The organism is Streptomyces sp. NPDC054841 (genome assembly GCF_053611045.1).
In genome coordinates this window covers 1649-17344 of sequence record NZ_JBSGZO010000153.1, presented here as the reverse complement: position 1 = coordinate 17344, position 15696 = coordinate 1649, and the positions used below count along the sequence as shown (strand labels likewise).

Annotated in this window: 12 protein-coding genes and 1 pseudogene; 9 read left to right on the top strand and 4 right to left on the bottom strand. The window is 72.6% G+C overall.

What is annotated here, in order from left to right; translation table 11 throughout:
• The 3 genes from ACWGI8_RS21085 to ACWGI8_RS21075 all read right to left on the bottom strand — a co-directional run.
• A partial coding sequence (locus ACWGI8_RS21085) for an NAD(P)/FAD-dependent oxidoreductase (protein ID WP_453662949.1) occupies nucleotides 1-1062 on the bottom strand: 1062 nt, incomplete at its 3' end.
• Nucleotides 1059-2456 carry an FAD-dependent oxidoreductase gene (locus tag ACWGI8_RS21080; protein WP_453662947.1) on the bottom strand — a complete coding sequence of 466 codons (1398 nt, stop codon included), beginning with the start codon at nucleotides 2454-2456 and terminating at the stop codon, nucleotides 1059-1061. The genes ACWGI8_RS21080 and ACWGI8_RS21085, both read right to left, overlap by 4 nt.
• Entirely contained in the window at nucleotides 2447-3925 is a 1479-nt protein-coding gene (locus ACWGI8_RS21075) for an FGGY family carbohydrate kinase (protein ID WP_453662946.1), read from the bottom strand. Before ACWGI8_RS21075 ends, ACWGI8_RS21080 begins: the two co-directional genes overlap by 10 nt.
• A gap of 418 nt (nucleotides 3926-4343) precedes the next feature.
• Between ACWGI8_RS21075 and ACWGI8_RS21070 the strand changes: the two genes are divergently transcribed.
• From ACWGI8_RS21070 to ACWGI8_RS21060, 3 genes are all read left to right on the top strand, one after another.
• Entirely contained in the window at nucleotides 4344-5339 is a 996-nt protein-coding gene (locus tag ACWGI8_RS21070) for a hypothetical protein (protein WP_453662944.1), read from the top strand.
• 121 nt (nucleotides 5340-5460) lie between these two features.
• Complete coding sequence (locus ACWGI8_RS21065; protein ID WP_453662942.1) at nucleotides 5461-6984, top strand: amino acid permease; 1524 nt, start codon at nucleotides 5461-5463, stop codon at nucleotides 6982-6984.
• A 138-nt stretch (nucleotides 6985-7122) separates the two neighbouring features.
• On the top strand, nucleotides 7123-8010 hold the full coding sequence (locus tag ACWGI8_RS21060) for an ABC transporter substrate-binding protein (RefSeq protein WP_453662941.1): 888 nt from the start codon (nucleotides 7123-7125) through the stop codon (nucleotides 8008-8010).
• A gap of 388 nt (nucleotides 8011-8398) precedes the next feature.
• Here ACWGI8_RS21060 and ACWGI8_RS21055 read toward each other — a convergent pair whose 3' ends face one another.
• The gene (locus ACWGI8_RS21055; RefSeq protein ID WP_453662940.1) at nucleotides 8399-9367 is read right to left on the bottom strand and encodes a LysR family transcriptional regulator; all 969 of its coding nucleotides are present in this window, start codon (nucleotides 9365-9367) and stop codon (nucleotides 8399-8401) included.
• A 53-nt stretch (nucleotides 9368-9420) separates the two neighbouring features.
• On the opposite strand from ACWGI8_RS21055, the gene ACWGI8_RS21050 reads away from it, so the two are divergent.
• The 6 genes and pseudogenes from ACWGI8_RS21050 to ACWGI8_RS21025 all read left to right on the top strand — a co-directional run.
• Nucleotides 9421-10353, top strand: coding sequence for an FAD binding domain-containing protein (locus ACWGI8_RS21050; RefSeq protein ID WP_453662938.1), 933 nt, complete (start codon nucleotides 9421-9423; stop codon nucleotides 10351-10353).
• 1 nt (nucleotide 10354) lies between these two features.
• Nucleotides 10355-10876, top strand: coding sequence for a (2Fe-2S)-binding protein (locus tag ACWGI8_RS21045; protein WP_453662937.1), 522 nt, complete (start codon nucleotides 10355-10357; stop codon nucleotides 10874-10876).
• Nucleotides 10873-13245: an aerobic carbon-monoxide dehydrogenase large subunit gene (locus tag ACWGI8_RS21040; protein ID WP_453662936.1), complete on the top strand. Its 2373-nt coding sequence runs from the start codon at nucleotides 10873-10875 to the stop codon at nucleotides 13243-13245. Before ACWGI8_RS21045 ends, ACWGI8_RS21040 begins: the two co-directional genes overlap by 4 nt.
• A gap of 9 nt (nucleotides 13246-13254) precedes the next feature.
• The gene (locus ACWGI8_RS21035; RefSeq protein WP_453662934.1) at nucleotides 13255-14184 is read left to right on the top strand and encodes an XdhC family protein; all 930 of its coding nucleotides are present in this window, start codon (nucleotides 13255-13257) and stop codon (nucleotides 14182-14184) included.
• Nucleotides 14177-15085: an AAA family ATPase gene (locus ACWGI8_RS21030; protein WP_453662933.1), complete on the top strand. Its 909-nt coding sequence runs from the start codon at nucleotides 14177-14179 to the stop codon at nucleotides 15083-15085. Before ACWGI8_RS21035 ends, ACWGI8_RS21030 begins: the two co-directional genes overlap by 8 nt.
• Nucleotides 15078-15696 (top strand): annotated as a pseudogene (locus ACWGI8_RS21025) (hypothetical protein); the annotation flags it as partial. The gene ACWGI8_RS21030 and the pseudogene ACWGI8_RS21025, both read left to right, overlap by 8 nt.

The following is a 15696-nucleotide window of genomic DNA, read 5'->3' as shown; positions in this document are numbered from 1 at the left end:
ACGGACCAGCCGCTCCGAGGCACGCAGCAGGAGCCGTGCGCCCGCGTCGCCGGGACCGATGAGGTTCGGCGCCGCCCAGCGCAGCGGGGCGTCCACGACCACCGGCACCCGGGCGTCCGGCCAGCGTCCGTCGGCGAGGAAGCGTCGTACAGGCCCGGCCGCGCGGCGGCCCTCGAGCGCCGCGGTACCGGCCCGTTCGATTCCGTGCAGGACGTTCCCCACGGCGAAGACGCCCGGACGGAGCGTACGGAACGCGGAGTCGACGGCCGGGCCACGGGTGCCCGCGTCGAGCGCGATCCCGGCGCTCCTGGCCAGCTCGTGGTCGGGAATCCAGTCGCCGGTGAAGACGACCGTGTCGCACGCGACGACCGTGGTTCTGCCGTCGTGGCGGCGCAACGCCACGCCCTTGAGCCGTCCCCGCCCGATCAGACCGGTCACGACCGTGCCGGTGATCTGCGGCACGGGACGCCGCAGTTCAGGACGCGGCGGCCGCCCCGGCCCGTCGGTCACCAGCGCGACAGGCTCGGCGCCGGCGCGCCGCAGCGTGGCGACGGCCGCGCGGGCCACGGGCCCCGCGCCGACGATCACTGCGCGTTCGCCGACCGACTGCCCGTACAGATGCACGGCCTGCTGAAGCTCACCCGTCGTGTACACCCCTGCGGGCCGGTCACCCGGCACCAGCCGGGCGCTGCGCGGTCGTTCGCGCGCGCCGGTGGCCAGCACGACCGCCCGGGCCGACAGCTCCGCCGGACCGGCCGGGCTCGTCGCCTCCAGGGTGAGCGGACCCGACCACCCCGTGACCGTGACACCCGTACGCACCCGCGCCCCGGCCCGTTCCGCCGCATCCGTCCAGTGCCGGGCATACGCGGGACCGGTCATCGGCCGTCGCAGATCCCGCAGCCCGAAGCCGCCGTGGTGACAGTGGCGCGGCACCCCGCCCGCCTGCTGCTCCCGGTCGACGACCTCGACCACTCCCGCCCCGGCCGCGGTCAGCGCGGCGGCCACGGCCAGACCGGCCGGACCCGCCCCGACGACCAGCACGTCGGCCGTCCGCCCGCTCACCGCGCGGCCTCGAACAGCTCGCGCACCGCGGCCCCGCAGTAGAAGCCCTGGCAGCGGCCGCCGCGGGCGCGCGTGCGCCGCCGCAGTCCGTCCAGTGAGGACGGCGGAATGTCACTGGCCAGGGCGTCCCTGATCTCCCCGCGCGTGACCCGCTCGCACGGGCACACGATCGCCCCGTACTCCGGATCGGCGGCGATCAGTCCGGCGCTCCGGTACGGCCGGGGGAACGCCTCACCGATGTTCGGCATACGCACGGGCGTGAGCGCGTCCGGCGTGCCGAGAGCGAGCCCCGCGTCGGCGAGCAGTTCCACCACGTGCGCGGCGATGGCCATGGACGCCGTCAGCCCGGTCGAGCGGATTCCGCCGACCGTGACGTACCGCTGCTCCGGTCGGCCGGTGATGCGGTAGTCCTCCTGGCCGGTCGCGGCACGCAGTCCCGCGTAGACCGCGGTGACCTCCTCGTCCACCAGTTCCGGCATGATCCGGCGGCCCTTCTCCCGCAGCAGCGCGAGCCCTTCGGCCGTCGATCCCGTCGCGGTCTTGTCGTCCAGGTCCTCGGCGGTGGGCCCCAGCAGCACGTTCCCGTACACGGTCGGCGCCACCAGCACACCCTTGCCCAGTGCCGTCGGGACCGGGAGCAGAATGTGGCGGACCAGACCGCGGGCGAACTTGTCGAAGACGATGAGCTGGCCGCGCCGCGGGGTGACCGTGAACGTCCCGTGGCCCAGCAGCCTGTCGATCTCGTCCGCGTACAGGCCCGCGGCGTTCACCAGATGGCGGGCGCGCACCGGTCCCCGGCTCGTGCTGACGAGATGATGGCCGTCGGCGGCGGTGACGGCGTCCACGCGGCAGTTCAGATGCAGGGCGACTCCCGAGCGTACGGCCTGGGCCGCGCAGGCCAGTGTCGTCGTCCACGGGCAGATGATGCTCTCGCCCGGGACGTCGAGCGCGCCGAGCACGCCCGGGCCCAGATGCGGTTCACGGGCGCGCACTTCGGCTGCGCCGATGATCCGGGCGTCGCGGCAGCCGTTGCGTTCCGCCTTGTCGGCGAGGCCCGGGAGGGCGGCGAGCTGCTCCTCGTCCCAGGCGACGAGGAGCGCGCCGAGCGGTTCCACGGGGATACCGGACTCCTGCGCGTACGCGGCGAGCAGCCGGCTGCCGTCCCGTACGAGTCCGGACTCCAGCGAGCCCGGGACCGCGTCGAATCCCGTGTGCAGAATTGCCGTGTTGGCCTTCGACGTTCCGTCGCCGACATCGCCCGCCGCCTCGACGAGGGCGGTCCGCAGCCGGTAGCGGGCCAGCTCACGGGCGATGGCCGCCCCGACGACACCGGCCCCGACGACCACGACATCGAGCACGCCGTCGTCCACCGGCCCGGCACTCGTCACGGGCACGATTCGTCCGGTGAAGCCTGGGCGGTGAGGTTGTCCACCGCCGCGCGGAACAGCGCAAGCCGCTCCTCCGCCTGTCCGGCCGGGATGCGGGGCTCGTACACCGCGGCCGGCTTCCACTCCGGCACCGCCGCCTCGACGGTGAGTCCGGGGTCCAGGCCCAGGCGTGCGACCGCGCCCACTCCCAGGGCCGTGGCATCGGGCAACGCCGAGACCTCGACCGGTCGTTGCAGCAGATCCGCCTGCGTCTGCATCAGCAGCGCGGACCGGGTCAGCCCGCCGTCCACGCGCAGCGAGGACAGCGGAGCACCCAGATCCGCGGCGACGGCGTCGGCGAGGGCCACGACCTGTGCGGCGATCCCCTCGCACAGCGCGCGCACCAGATGCCCGGCCGTGGTGCCGAGGCCGAGACCCGTCAGCGATCCGCGCAGATCGCCCCGCCACCACGGCGCCGCCAGACCCGCCAGCGCCGGTACGAACGTGACACCACCGCGGTCCGGCACGGACGAGCCGACCGGGTCGAGATCCGCCGCACCGGAGATCACACCGAGGTCGGTGAGCCAGCGGACCGCGGACGCGGCCGTGTACACCTGCCCGTCGAGGCAGTAGCTGGTATGTCCGGCCAGCCGCCACGCCACACAGCTGACCAGCCCCGAACTTCCGCGTCTGGGCGTCGCGCCGGTCTGCGCCAGCAGGAACGCGCCCGTGCCGTAGGTGCACTTGGCGGTGCCCGGCTCGGTGACCCGCTGGGCGAGCAGGGCGGCCTGCTGGTCGACGAGCAGGCCCGTCAGGGGCAGTCCGGGCCCGAAGGCGGTCGTGGTCCCGACGGGCCCCGCCGCGTCCACGACGCGCGGCAACCGCTCCCCGGACAGCCCGAAGATCTCCAGCGCCCGTGGCGACCACTCGACCCGGTCGAGATCCAGCAGCTGGGTGCGTCCCGCGGTCGCCGCATCCGTGACGAACTCACCGGTCAACTGCCTTATCAGCCAAACGTCGCTGGTGGTCACGGTACCTTCGCGCGTCAGCTCCCGGCGGATCCAGGCCATCTTCGGTGCCGCGAAGTACGGATCGAGCGGCAGCCCCGTGAGGCCGCGCAGCTCCGCGGCCTCTTCCGCGGCGAGCCCGGCGCACACCGACTCCGCCCGCCGGTCCTGCCACACGATCGCGTCGGTCAGCGGCGCACCGGTGTCCGGGTCCCAGGCCAGCACGGTCTCACCCTGATTGGCCAGACCCACCGCCGCGACCGGCTCCCCGGCCTCGGCGAGCGCTTGACCGCCCGCGTCGACGACCGATGACAGAAGCTCGGCGGGGTCGGCCTCGACGGCCCCGCCCGCACCGTAGCGGGGGCGCACCGCCGCCCAACCGGCCCCGATCACACCCCGCTCGGGGCAGATGACGAGCGCTTTCGTCCCCGACGTGCCCTGGTCGACGGCGAGCACAGGGGCGGTGGGGCGAGAATCGGCGGCCAGCATGTCCTGTCTCTTCGCTATGTCCCGGTCTCTTCGGCCGGTGATCCGGTCACGTGGGTCACGTGGGTCACGTGAGGTCGCGGGCCGCGGGAGTCGCGGGTAGTCGCGCGGTGATCACCGACGGCAAGCCTGACCCAGCCCGTGTGCCCCGTCAAGGCCCGCAAGCCATGCGCCGTACTGGTCTGACACACGGTCAATCTCCCGTACAGAGCGAATAGTTGTGCAAGATCCGCAAACATGTCCAACAGAGCGCGACGGCCCCTACACTGATCGTCGACCAACAGCAGGACGCACTTGCGGCGAGTAACGCCCGCCTTTGCCCCCACCGTCCTGGAGGACCCATGACGACCCACGTCCGTTCCTGGTTACGCACGGTACGCAGCTCCGCCATGGCCGTCACCACCCGTGCCGGGGAGGGCTGATGGCCCATGACCACTTCCGTCCCGTCTACCACCCCGCAGGCCATGACAACGCGCTGCGCGCGGCCGTACAGGACGTGCGCACCGGACGATGGGTGTCGATGCGGGACCTCCTCACCGGGACGGCCGACCGGTCGCTGTGGACCCAGCGGACCCAGGTCCTCGCCGCCGTCGCGGCCGGCTCCGACGTCGTCGACGCCTGGCGGGCGGAGGAGCCGCAGAGCATCGCCGCGGCCGTGATGCAGACCCGGGTCGCCGTCGAGCGGACCGTCCGGGCACACCGTGACGGGCACCGCCGCACCCGGGACCTCTGGCACGAGGCCTGGGACGCCTGCGCGGACACGGCCCGCGCCGCGCCCGACGACCCCGTCCCATGGGTGTGCCTGCTGGCCCTCGCCCAGCTCGACGACCAGCAGCGCATGGCGGAGCACCGGGTCCCGCCGCCCGGTCCGATGCTGCCGCCCGGCCCCTGGGGGCTGCTGGCCGAGGCGGACAAGCGCGACCCCGGCAACCGTGAGGCGTACCACCGGATGCTGCAGTTCCTGTACGTACGACGGGCCGGCGCCCTGTCGGAGGCCGTCAACTTCGTGCAGTGGGCGGCCTCCGCGGCGCCCCCGGGCTCACCGCTGCACGTGCTGCCGCTCTACGCCCGGGTCGAGCGCTACCGCAGGGAACAGGGCCACCGCCGGGCGCTGGACCTGCACTGGGTCGCGGAAGACGCCATCCGGGACTCCGTACGCGCCCTGCACGGCTGGTTCGACCACGCCGCGCCCGCCACCAGCTCGCTCCTCGACCTCAGCCATCTGGCCCACGCCCTGTGGGGAGCACTGCACTTCGAGGAGGCCGGCCGGGTCTTCGAGGCGCTGGGGCCGTACTACACCGCACTGCCCTGGGCGTACCGCACCCCGGATCAGCACGACCAGGCGCTCACCGAGGAGCTGTACCTGCGCGCCCGTGGTCGCTGTCTCGCCGCCGCCCGCGACGTGCCCGGCGACTGACCCGCCCGTTCACACCCGTTCGCTCGTTCCCTCTGTCCCCCCGTTCCCTCTGTCCCCCGTTCCCTCTGTCCCCCCGTTCCCCCCCCGATCCGTCCAACTCACTTCCCCCGGAGGTCCGTCCATGTCCCGTACAGCGTGGTCCGTCGAGGACCAGGCGCCGCCCAGGGATGAGGAGCAGCGGTTGCGTGAGCTCGGCTACCAGCCGGTCCTCGCCCGTCGGATGGGAGGCTTCGGCAACTTCGCCATCAGCTTCTCCGTCATCTCCGTCCTGTCCGGCTGCATGACCCTCTACGGCTTCGGGCTGAACACCGGCGGCCCGGCCGTGATGATGTGGGGCTGGGCGGGCGTCGGACTGTTCGTCCTCTGCGTGGGGCTGGCCCTCGCCGAGGTCACCAGCGCCTACCCCACGTCCGGAGCCCTCTACTACATGGCCGACCGGCTCGGCGGCCGCCGCTGGGGCTGGTACACCGGCTGGCTCAATCTTCTCGGACTGCTGGGCGCGATCGCCGGAATCGACTACGGCGCCGCCCTGTTCACCGGCGCGTTCCTCAATCTCCAGTGGGGCTTCGACCCGACCCCGGGATCGACGTTCGCCATCTTCATCTGCATCCTGCTGCTGCACGCCGTGCTCAACCTGTTCGGCGTCCGCCTCGTCAGCGTCCTCAACTCGGTCAGCGTCTGGTGGCATCTGGCCGGTGTCGCCGTGATCGTCGGCGCCCTGGCGATCGTGCCCGACCACCACCAGTCGCCGTCCTTCGTCTTCACCGAGTTCGTCAACGACACCGGCTGGGCCAACCCGTTCTACGTGGCGGCGATCGGACTGCTGCTCGCCCAGTACACGTTCTCCGGCTACGACGCCTCCGCCCATCTGTCCGAGGAGACCTCCAACGCCTCCGTGTCGGCCTCCCGCGGCATCGTCCGCGCCATCTGGGTCTCCTGGATCGCCGGATTCGTCCTGCTCGCCGGACTGACCTTCGCGATCCAGGACTATGCGGGCACCCAAGGCACGGAAACCAATGTGCCGCCCGCCCAGATCCTGCTCGACGCGCTCGGCTCGGCAGGAGCCTCGACGCTGCTGCTCGTCGTGATCGTCGCCCAGCTGTTCTGCGGCAACGCCGAGGTGGCGGCCGCCAGCCGTATGGTGTTCGCCTTCAGCCGGGACAACGCGCTGCCGGGCTCCGCGCTGTGGCGGAAGGTCAGCAGCCGGACGCAGACCCCCGTCCCGGCGGTCTGGCTCTCCGTCGGCGTGGCCTGTCTGCTGGCCCTGCCGTCCCTGTACTCCGTGACCGCGTACGGAGCGGTCACCGCCATCAACGTCATCGGGATCACGCCCGCCTACGCGATCCCCATCTATCTGCGGCTGCGTGCCGGGAACCGCTTCCAGCCGGGCCCCTGGCAACTCGGCCGCTGGAGCAGGCCGATCGGCTGGACCGCGGTGAGCTGGGTCGCCGTCGTCACCGTGCTCTTCTGCCTTCCGCAGTCCTCGCCGGTCACGGTGAACTCCATGAACTACGCCTCGATCGCGCTGGCCGTCGTCCTTCTCCTGGCCACCGTGTGGTGGTTCGTCGCCCGCCGCTCGTACGGCACACCGTCCGCGTACGGAAACGCGCGCGAGCAGGCGGAGATCGCCGAAGGAATCGTCTGACCGGCCCCTGAGGCGGGCCCGGGCGGCGCGGTGACGCGCGGGCCCGGGCCCGCCGTTCGTTGCGTGCGAACCGTGGGCAGTGGGCAGGAAGACAGCGCAGCCACCCCCCCAGCAGGCGACGGCGGGAGCACACCGATCATGGAGCGGCAGACGGACTGGCAATTCCTCGACGACCGCGGCCACTTGGCGAAGGCGGACCGGCGGCCGGCGAGGGTCGTCACCTACATTCAGGCCGGAGCGACCCTCTGGGAGCACGGGATACGTCCCGCGGGGCTCTTCGGATCGAACCACGACGGGGACGGGCCGGACCCTGTCAAGTCGGGATCCCTGCCGCTCGACGGCATCGAGTACCTCGGCTCCGGCACCGCCCTCGATGCCGACGTGCTGCTGGGCGGCGCGCCCGATCTCGTCGTCGCCGTCACCTACGGCGGCGCGCAGGTGTACGGCCTTGATCCCGAAGCCGCCAAGCATGTCGAGGAGCGGGTTCCGCTGGTGGTGCTCGATGTGGGGCAGAGCCAGTCCCTCGCGGACGTACGGGCCCGCTTCACGGCACTGGCCCGGGCCCTCGGCGCCGGCCAGGACACCTCGGGTGCTGTCGCGCTCGCCCGCGCCGAGCAGCGCCTGCGGACGCTGGCCCGCGGATCCGCCGCCCGGGCGACGCTGCTGGCGCTCTCGCCCGCGTCCGCCGACAGCGCGTATCTGGCCAAGCCGTCGTCCTGGCCGGACCTGCGGGAACTGACCGCGTTCGGCCTCGATCTGGCGGCCCCGGAAGGCGGGCCGAGCACCAACTGGTTCACCGCCGACTGGTCCGACGTCGCCGGACTCTCCGCCCAGGTCCTCCTCGTCGACGTACGCGCCAACGCCTTCCCGCCAGATGACCTGCGCGACAACGCGGCATGGTTGGCCGCCGCGTCAGGGGCTCGCGTCGTCCCCTGGAACCCGGAAGCACCGAGCAGCGACGGCGCTCACGCCCGGTTCTTCGACGAGGTCGCCGCCGCGCTCGAAGCCGCTGCGGGCACTGCCTAGCGCCGTGGCCGGAAAGGCTTGCCGGGAAGCTCGCGGCGTCCGGTGCACGGGGTCTCCCCAGCCCGGAGAGCCGAGGGGACGCATCGCAAGGCGGTGGGGGCACCTCCCAGCGGTAGCTGGGGGAGATCGCCCTCGTACTGGACGTACGTGGGTGACGCGACAACGCAGTGACGTGCCGTGCAGGACGTCGCGAACCGGTGGACCTTGCCGGCCACGGCACCAGGGCCTGTCGTTCGGATCTTGCCGGGCTGATCCAAACGGCAGGCTCTGGGTGCCGACGAGCTCCAGGGGCGGGACGGGGTGACCCGGGGTTCGCCCGACGGCGTGCCCGTGGAGCGTTCTCCCGCCATCCGCCGGGCGGCCCGTGATCCGTCACATCCGCCGTGTCTCACCCGCCCCAGAGCGTGACGTACACCGGGGGTCGGAACTGGGAGGGCGGGACGCCCGCGCCGGGCGCGCGCATGATGCGGGTCGCCGCGGGGGTGTGCAGGAAGTGCAGGAACGCGTCGGTGGCCGGGGAGCGGTGCTCGGGCTGCAGGACGGTGGCGTGCCACGTGGCGTCCGACGGTGTGGCCGGAGTCTCCAGCATGCGCAGCTCGTCACGCCGGATGCGGGGCGACACCAGATGGTCCAAGGCCGGAGCCACACCCGCGCCCTCGGCGGCGGCAGCCCAGGTCGCGGCCTGGTTCGGGAACACCCACACGTGCTGTTCGGGCACGTCCAGCCGACGCAGCAGCCGCCCGGAGTCCGCCTCCGGATCGGTGCCGGAGGAGTCGACCAGCCACGACCACATCCGTGGCGGACCGGGAGGCCGCGGCGCCCTGGCGCCGGTCACCACGACCAGCTGGGTGCGGAACAGCGGCTCGCTGACCAGCTCGCCCCCGTGGACGCCCCCGTGGACGGCACCGAGATCGGGCCCGAGCGCGACATCGGCCAGCCGGTTCTCCACCAGCACGCGCATCTCGTTGCCGACGGCCACCCCGAAGGAGGTCTCGGTCCTGCGCCCCGCACGGACGGCGAAGGCCTCCATGAGCGACGGAAGCACGAACTCGGCCAGCGTGCTCGTGGCGACGACGCGCAGTTCGTCGGGCGCACCCCGCGCCGCGCGTACCGCGACCTCGGCATCCGCGCTCAGCGCGACCATGCGCGACGCGACCGGCAGGAGCCGCGCCCCCGCGGGCGTCAGGCGCATGCCACCGCCGCTGGTGCGCCGGATGAGCGGATCGCCGAAGTGGGTGCGCAGCGCGCCGATCGCCTGCGACACGGCGGACTCGCTCACGCTCAGGGTCCGCGCCGCAGCCGCCACCGAACCGAGCCGGGCAACCAGCACGAAGGTGCTGAGCTGTGTGACGGTCACTATCTGATTTTCCTGCATTTGCAGTGATAAGTGAATGCTTATTGTCCCCTTGCATGGCTGATGCCGACGAGCGCAGCATCGCGGCAGGCGGGGGCAGCGTCCCGGGAGGCCCGATGCAGGTTCCAGCCGCGTTCCAGTACGAGAGGGCCACCAGCCTCGATCACGCGATCGAGCTGCTCACTCAGTACGGCCCCGAGGCCCGGGTGGTGGCGGGCGGCCACAGCCTCCTGCCGATGATGAAGCTTCGGCTGGCCCAGCCCGAGGCACTGATCGACATCAACGGCCTCGACGAGCTGGCGCTGATCCGGGTGGACGGGCACTACCTGGCCGTCGGGGCGATGGTCCGCCACGCGGAGCTGCTGGCCTCGCCGGTCGTCGGCGAGCACTTCCCCATCCTGCGGGACGCGGAACGGGTCATCGCCGATCCGCTCGTGCGCAACCGCGGCACCGTGGGCGGCTCGCTGTGCCAGGCCGACCCGTCGGAGGACCTGTCCGCGGCGTTCTCGGCGCTGCGCGCAACCCTTGTCGCGCAGGGCCCCCGAGGCAGACGCTCCATCGCGATCAGGGAGTTCTTCCTCGGCCCGTACGAGACCGGGCTGGACGACGCGGAGCTTCTGGTGGAGATCCGGGTACCCATCCGTTCGCACGCCAGCGCCTACCGCAAGGTCGAGCGCCGGGCCGGCGACTGGGCGGTCGTCGCGGCAGGAGCGGTGCTGGAGATCGCCGGCGGGGTGATCAGTGAGGCCGGTATCGGGCTGACCGCGGTGGGTGCCCCGCGGTTCGTGGCCGAGCGGGCCGAGGACTTCCTGCGCGGCGGACGGCCGGACGACGAGGGCTTCGCCGAGGCGGGCCGGATCGCCTCGGAGGAGTGCAGACCGGCCGCCGACCAGCGCGGCCCCGCCGACTACAAGCGGCATCTGGCCGGGGAGCTCACCACGCGGGCGCTGCGGGCCGCCGCCGCCCGCGCCCAGGGGCAGGAGGCATGACATGCGGATCACCGTGACCGTGAACGGCGAGCAGCACACGAGGGACGTGGAGCCCAGGCTGCTGCTGGTGCACTTCCTGCGCGACGAGCTGGGGCTCACCGGCACCCACTGGGGCTGCGACACCTCCAACTGCGGGGTGTGCACCGTATGGCTGGACGGCACGCCGGTGAAGTCCTGCACCGTGCTCGCCGTGATGGCCGACGGCCATGAGGTGTCGACCGTCGAGGGTCTGGCGCGCGGCGGTGAACTCGACCCGGTACAGCAGGGATTCGTCGCCTGCCACGGGCTGCAGTGCGGTTTCTGCACGCCGGGGATGATGATGACGGCCCGCTGGCTGCTGGACCACAACGCCGATCCGTCCGAGGAGGACATCCGCGAGGCCATCTCCGGACAGGTGTGCCGCTGCACCGGTTACGAGAACATCGTGCGTTCCATCCGCTGGGCCGCCGAGCACGGCGGCGGAGCGCGGACCGCCGACGCGGGCACCGAAGAGGTGTCCGGCCGCGAGGAGGTGCGGGCATGACGACCACCGGGGAACGGCCGGTCGGCTTCGGACGGATGCCCCGCAAGGAGGACGCGCGGTTCGTCCGCGGCCACGGAACCTACGTCGACGACGTCCGGCTGCCCGGGATGCTGCACGGAGCCGTCCTGCGCAGCCCGCTCGCGCACGCCCGGATCGTGTCCGTCGACACCAGCGCCGCCGAGGCGCACCCGAAGGTCAAAGCCGTGATCACCGGGGAGACCCTGGCCGGTCTCGGGCTGGCCTGGATGCCCACGATCTCGTACGACACCCAGGCTGTGCTCGCCACCGACAAGGTCCGCTTCCAGGGGCAGGAGGTCGCCTTCGTCGTCGCCGAGGACCGATACGCGGCCCGTGACGCCCTCGAACTGATCGACGTCGAGTACGAACCGCTCCCGCCGGTCGTCGACGCCCGCAGGGCGCTCGACCCGGACGCACCGGTCATCCGCGACGACAAGGAACAGCAGACCGACAACCACATCTTCGACTGGTCGGCGGGCGACAAGGAGCGCACCGACGAGGTCTTCGCGGCCGCCGACGTCGTGGTGGAGCAGGACATGCTCTACCCACGGGTGCACCCGGCGCCACTGGAGACCTGCGGCACCGTCGCGGACATGGACGCCATCACCGGGAAGCTGACGGTGTGGTCCACCACCCAGGCCCCGCACGCCCACCGCACGCTCTACGCGATGGTGGCCGGAATCCCGGAGCACAAGATCCGGATCATCTCACCCGACATCGGGGGCGGCTTCGGCAACAAGGTCGGCATCTACCCCGGTTATGTGTGCGCGGTCGTCGGCTCGATCGTCACCGGCAAGCCGGTCAAGTGGGTGGAGGACCGCTCGGAGAACCTGATGAGCACCTCCTTCGCCCGCGACTACCACATGCACGGCGAGATCGCGGCGACGAAGGACGGGAAGATCCAGGCCCTGCGCGTCGATGTGACCGCCGACCACGGCGCCTTCAACGCCACCGCGCAGCCGACGCAGTTCCCCGCCGGCTTCTTCGGCGTGTTCACCGGCTCGTACGACCTGGCCGCCGCCCATTGCACCGTGACCGGCGTCTACACCAACAAGGCGCCCGGCGGCGTCGCGTACGCCTGCTCGTTCCGCGTCACCGAGGCCGTGTACCTGGTCGAGCGGATGGTCGACCTGCTCGCGGCCGAGCTCGGCGCGGACCCGGCAGAGCTGCGGATGCGCAACCTGCTGCGGCCCGAACAGTTCCCGTACCGGTCCCGGACCGGGTGGGAGTACGACTCCGGAGACTACCCGCGGGCCCTGCGGCTGGCGATGGACATGGCGCACTACGAGGATCTGCGCCGGGAGCAGGCCGAGAAGCGCGAGCGGGGCGAGCTGATGGGCATCGGAGTCAGCTTCTTCACCGAGGCCGTCGGCGCCGGCCCCCGCAGGCACATGGACATCCTCGGGCTGGGCATGGCCGACGGCGCCGAGCTGCGCGTCCACCCGACCGGCAAGGCCGTCCTGCGGATCTCCGTACAGACCCAGGGCCAGGGCCATGAGACGACCTTCGCGCAGATCGTCGCCGAGGAACTCGGCATCCCGCCCGAGGACGTCGAGGTCGTGCACGGCGACACCGACCAGACCCCGTTCGGGCTCGGCACCTACGGATCCCGCTCCACGCCCGTGTCCGGGGCGGCGACCGCGATGGTCGCCCGCAAGGTGCGCGAGCGCGCGAAGATCGTCGCCTCCGCGATGCTCGAAGTGAGCCCGGACGACCTGGAATGGGAGAAGGGCCGCTGGTTCGTCACCGGCGACCCCGACCAGGGAAAGACCATGGCCGAGATCGCCCTCGCGGCGCACTCCACCCTCGAACTGCCGGAGGGCGTCGAGGGCCACCTGGACGCGACCTGCGTGTACAACCCGCCGAACCTCACCTTCCCCTTCGGCGCCTACATCTGCGTGGCCGACGTGGACGAGGGCACCGGTCAGGTCAAGGTCCGCCGGTTCGTCGCCGTGGACGACTGCGGCAACAGGATCAACCCCATGATCGTCGAGGGGCAGGTGCACGGCGGGCTCGCCGACGGCCTCGGCATGGCGCTCATGCAGGTCATCGCCTTCGACGAGGACGGCAACTGCCTCGGCGGGTCCTTCATGGACTACCTCCTGCCGACGTCGGTCGAGTGTCCGTCCTGGGAGCTCGGCGAGACCGTCACCCCCTCCCCCCACCACCCGATCGGCGCGAAGGGTGTCGGCGAGTCGGCCACCGTGGGCTCGCCTGCCGCGGTGGTCAACGCTGTGGTCGACGCACTGAAACCGCTCGGCGTACGCCACATCGACATGCCCCTGACCCCCGCCGCGGTATGGCGGGCCGCCCAGGGCCGGCCGCTGCGCACCGACCTGGCGATCACCTGAGGCCGCGCGATGACGAGCACCGAACTGCTGACCCGCGCGGACGCACTCCGGCACGGCCGGACCCCGTTCGTTCTGGCCACCGTCGTGCGCGCGGAACGGCCCACGAGTGCCAAGCCCGGAGACAGCGCGCTGGTGCTGCCCGACGGCACCGTCGAAGGCTTCGTGGGCGGCACCTGCGCCGAGACGACGGTGCAACTGCAAGGTCTGCGGCTGCTGGAGACCGGCCAGTCGCTGCTGCTGCGGATCACGGCCGCCGCGGACGCCGGGGCCGAAGGCGCGGAGGCGACGGGCCAGGGCCTGGTGACGGTGGCCAATCCGTGCCTGTCCGGCGGGACGCTCGACATCTTCCTGGAGGCCAACCTCCCACCGGCCCTCGTGTACGTCTACGGACACGCGCCCATCGCCCGAGCCCTGCTCGACGTCGGTCGCGTGCTCGGCCTCGACACTCGGCCCGCCTCGCCCGGGGAGCCGTTGCCGCCCGATCTGGACGTCGTCGTCGTTGCCTCGCACGGCCGCGAGGAGGAGCCCGTGCTGATCGCGGCCGTGCGCGCCGGGGTCCCGTACATCGGGCTGGTGGCCAGCCGGAAGCGCGGCGCGGCGGTACTTGCCGGGCTGGGCCTCACCGAGGAGCAGCGCGCGCACGTCCGGACCCCGGCCGGCCTGGACATCGGCGCACGCACCCCGGCGGAGGTGGCGCTGTCGGTGTACGCCGAGATCATCGCGTTGAGGCCCCCGCGCGCCCGGGCCGCGCGGCCCGAAGGCGCCGTCGCCGGGGCGACGCCCGCCGTCGTCGAGGCGGTCGATCCCGTGTGCGGCATGACCGTCGCGATCACCCCCGCCACCCTCTCGCTGGACCGGGACGGCGGCACGGCGTACTTCTGCGGGCCGGGGTGCCAGCACGCCTTCGCCGACGACCCTTCCCGTTACGCACATGCCTGACCTCGACGCCCTCGTACCGGATGTCCCCGCCCTGCGCGCGCGGCTGGACGCCGTCGGCTACCTGGCGGACGACGCCCTGGCCACGGCGCTGCTGCTGGCCGTGCGCATGCGGCAGCCGATCCTGCTGGAGGGCGAGCCCGGCGTCGGCAAGACCGAGGCGGCCCGCGCCCTCGCCGCCGTACTCGACACCCCGCTGATCCGGTTGCAGTGCTACGAGGGGCTCTCCTCGGCCGAGGCCCTGTACGAGTGGAACTATCCGCGGCAACTGCTGGCCATCCGGCTGGCCGAGTCCCGCGGGGAGTCCCTGCGGGACACCGACCTGTTCGCCGAGGACTATCTGCTGCCACGGCCGCTGCTCGCAGCGATCTCCCACCCGGGACCGCGGCCGGCCGTGCTTCTCATCGACGAGGTGGACCGCGCCGACGACGAGTTCGAGGCGTTCCTGCTGGAGCTGCTGGCCGATGCCGCGGTCACCATCCCCGAACTGGGGACCCGGAGGGCCACGGTGCCGCCGGTGGCGGTACTGACCTCCAACCGCACCCGGGATCTGCACGACGCGCTGAAACGCCGCTGCCTCTACCACTGGATCGACTACCCGGACACCGCACGGGTCGCCGCGATCATCCGCAAACGGGTGCCGGAGTCGGCCGAGTGGCTGGCCGCGCGCGTGGCGCACGGGGTGGCGGCGCTGCGTGCCCGGCGGGAGCTCACCAAGCCGCCCGGCATCGCCGAGGCGATCGACTGGGCGGGCGCGCTGCAGGCGCTGGGGCTCTGCGTTCTCGACGCCGATGCCGCGGACCGCACCCTGGGGGCGGTGCTCAAGTACGCCGAGGACCTGCAGGCCGTGCGCCGGGCCGGGCTGGCGGAGCTGGTCGATGCGGAGGCCGGCACCGATGCCTGATCTGCCGGAACTGGCCGCCTCGTTCACCGCGGCCCTGCGTGACGCCGGGATCGCGGTGGGTCCCGACCGCACACGGTGCTTCGCCCGGGCCGTCACCCTGCTGACGCCGTCGACGAACCGCGAGTTGCGGCACTGCGCGCTCACCACCCTGGTGTCCGAGCGCGAGCAGATCGAGCCGTTCGACGCGGTCTTCCGCGAGTTCTTCGGCGGCCCGGCCGACCGCGGAGCACGGCGCGGGCAGCCCGGCGACCCGCCCCGGTCGCTCCCGGGCACCGCCCCCGGCGCCGACAGGAGGGCCACCGCGGACGGAGACGGCCGGGAGGGCGACGCACAGCCGCGGGAGGTGGCCCTGCCCGTCGCCGCCAGTCCGCTCGACCACCTAGCCACCCGCGACTTCGCGGCCCTGTCCGCCGAGGAACTGGCGCGCCTCTCCGAGATGATGCGCACCGTCGCGCTTCGCACCCCGACGCGGCCGTCCCGTCGGCGCCGGCCCGCGCCCCACGGCGAGCGGGTCGACCTGCGCCGCACGCTGGCCGTCAGCCGGCGCACCGGCGGATACCCCCTGCGGCTGCGCCGCTTCGTACCGCGCACCCGCCCGCGCGATCTCGTCG

Coding starts and splice junctions, on each gene's coding strand:
- ACWGI8_RS21070 (WP_453662944.1), top strand. CDS start 4,344: ATGGCCCATGACCACTTCCGTCCCGTCTACCACCCCGCAGGCCATGAC.
- ACWGI8_RS21050 (WP_453662938.1), top strand. CDS start 9,421: ATGGCTGATGCCGACGAGCGCAGCATCGCGGCAGGCGGGGGCAGCGTC.
- ACWGI8_RS21075 (WP_453662946.1), bottom strand. CDS start 3,925: ATGCTGGCCGCCGATTCTCGCCCCACCGCCCCTGTGCTCGCCGTCGAC.
- ACWGI8_RS21060 (WP_453662941.1), top strand. CDS start 7,123: ATGGAGCGGCAGACGGACTGGCAATTCCTCGACGACCGCGGCCACTTG.
- ACWGI8_RS21030 (WP_453662933.1), top strand. CDS start 14,177: ATGCCTGACCTCGACGCCCTCGTACCGGATGTCCCCGCCCTGCGCGCG.
- ACWGI8_RS21035 (WP_453662934.1), top strand. CDS start 13,255: ATGACGAGCACCGAACTGCTGACCCGCGCGGACGCACTCCGGCACGGC.
- ACWGI8_RS21045 (WP_453662937.1), top strand. CDS start 10,355: ATGCGGATCACCGTGACCGTGAACGGCGAGCAGCACACGAGGGACGTG.
- ACWGI8_RS21040 (WP_453662936.1), top strand. CDS start 10,873: ATGACGACCACCGGGGAACGGCCGGTCGGCTTCGGACGGATGCCCCGC.
- ACWGI8_RS21065 (WP_453662942.1), top strand. CDS start 5,461: ATGTCCCGTACAGCGTGGTCCGTCGAGGACCAGGCGCCGCCCAGGGAT.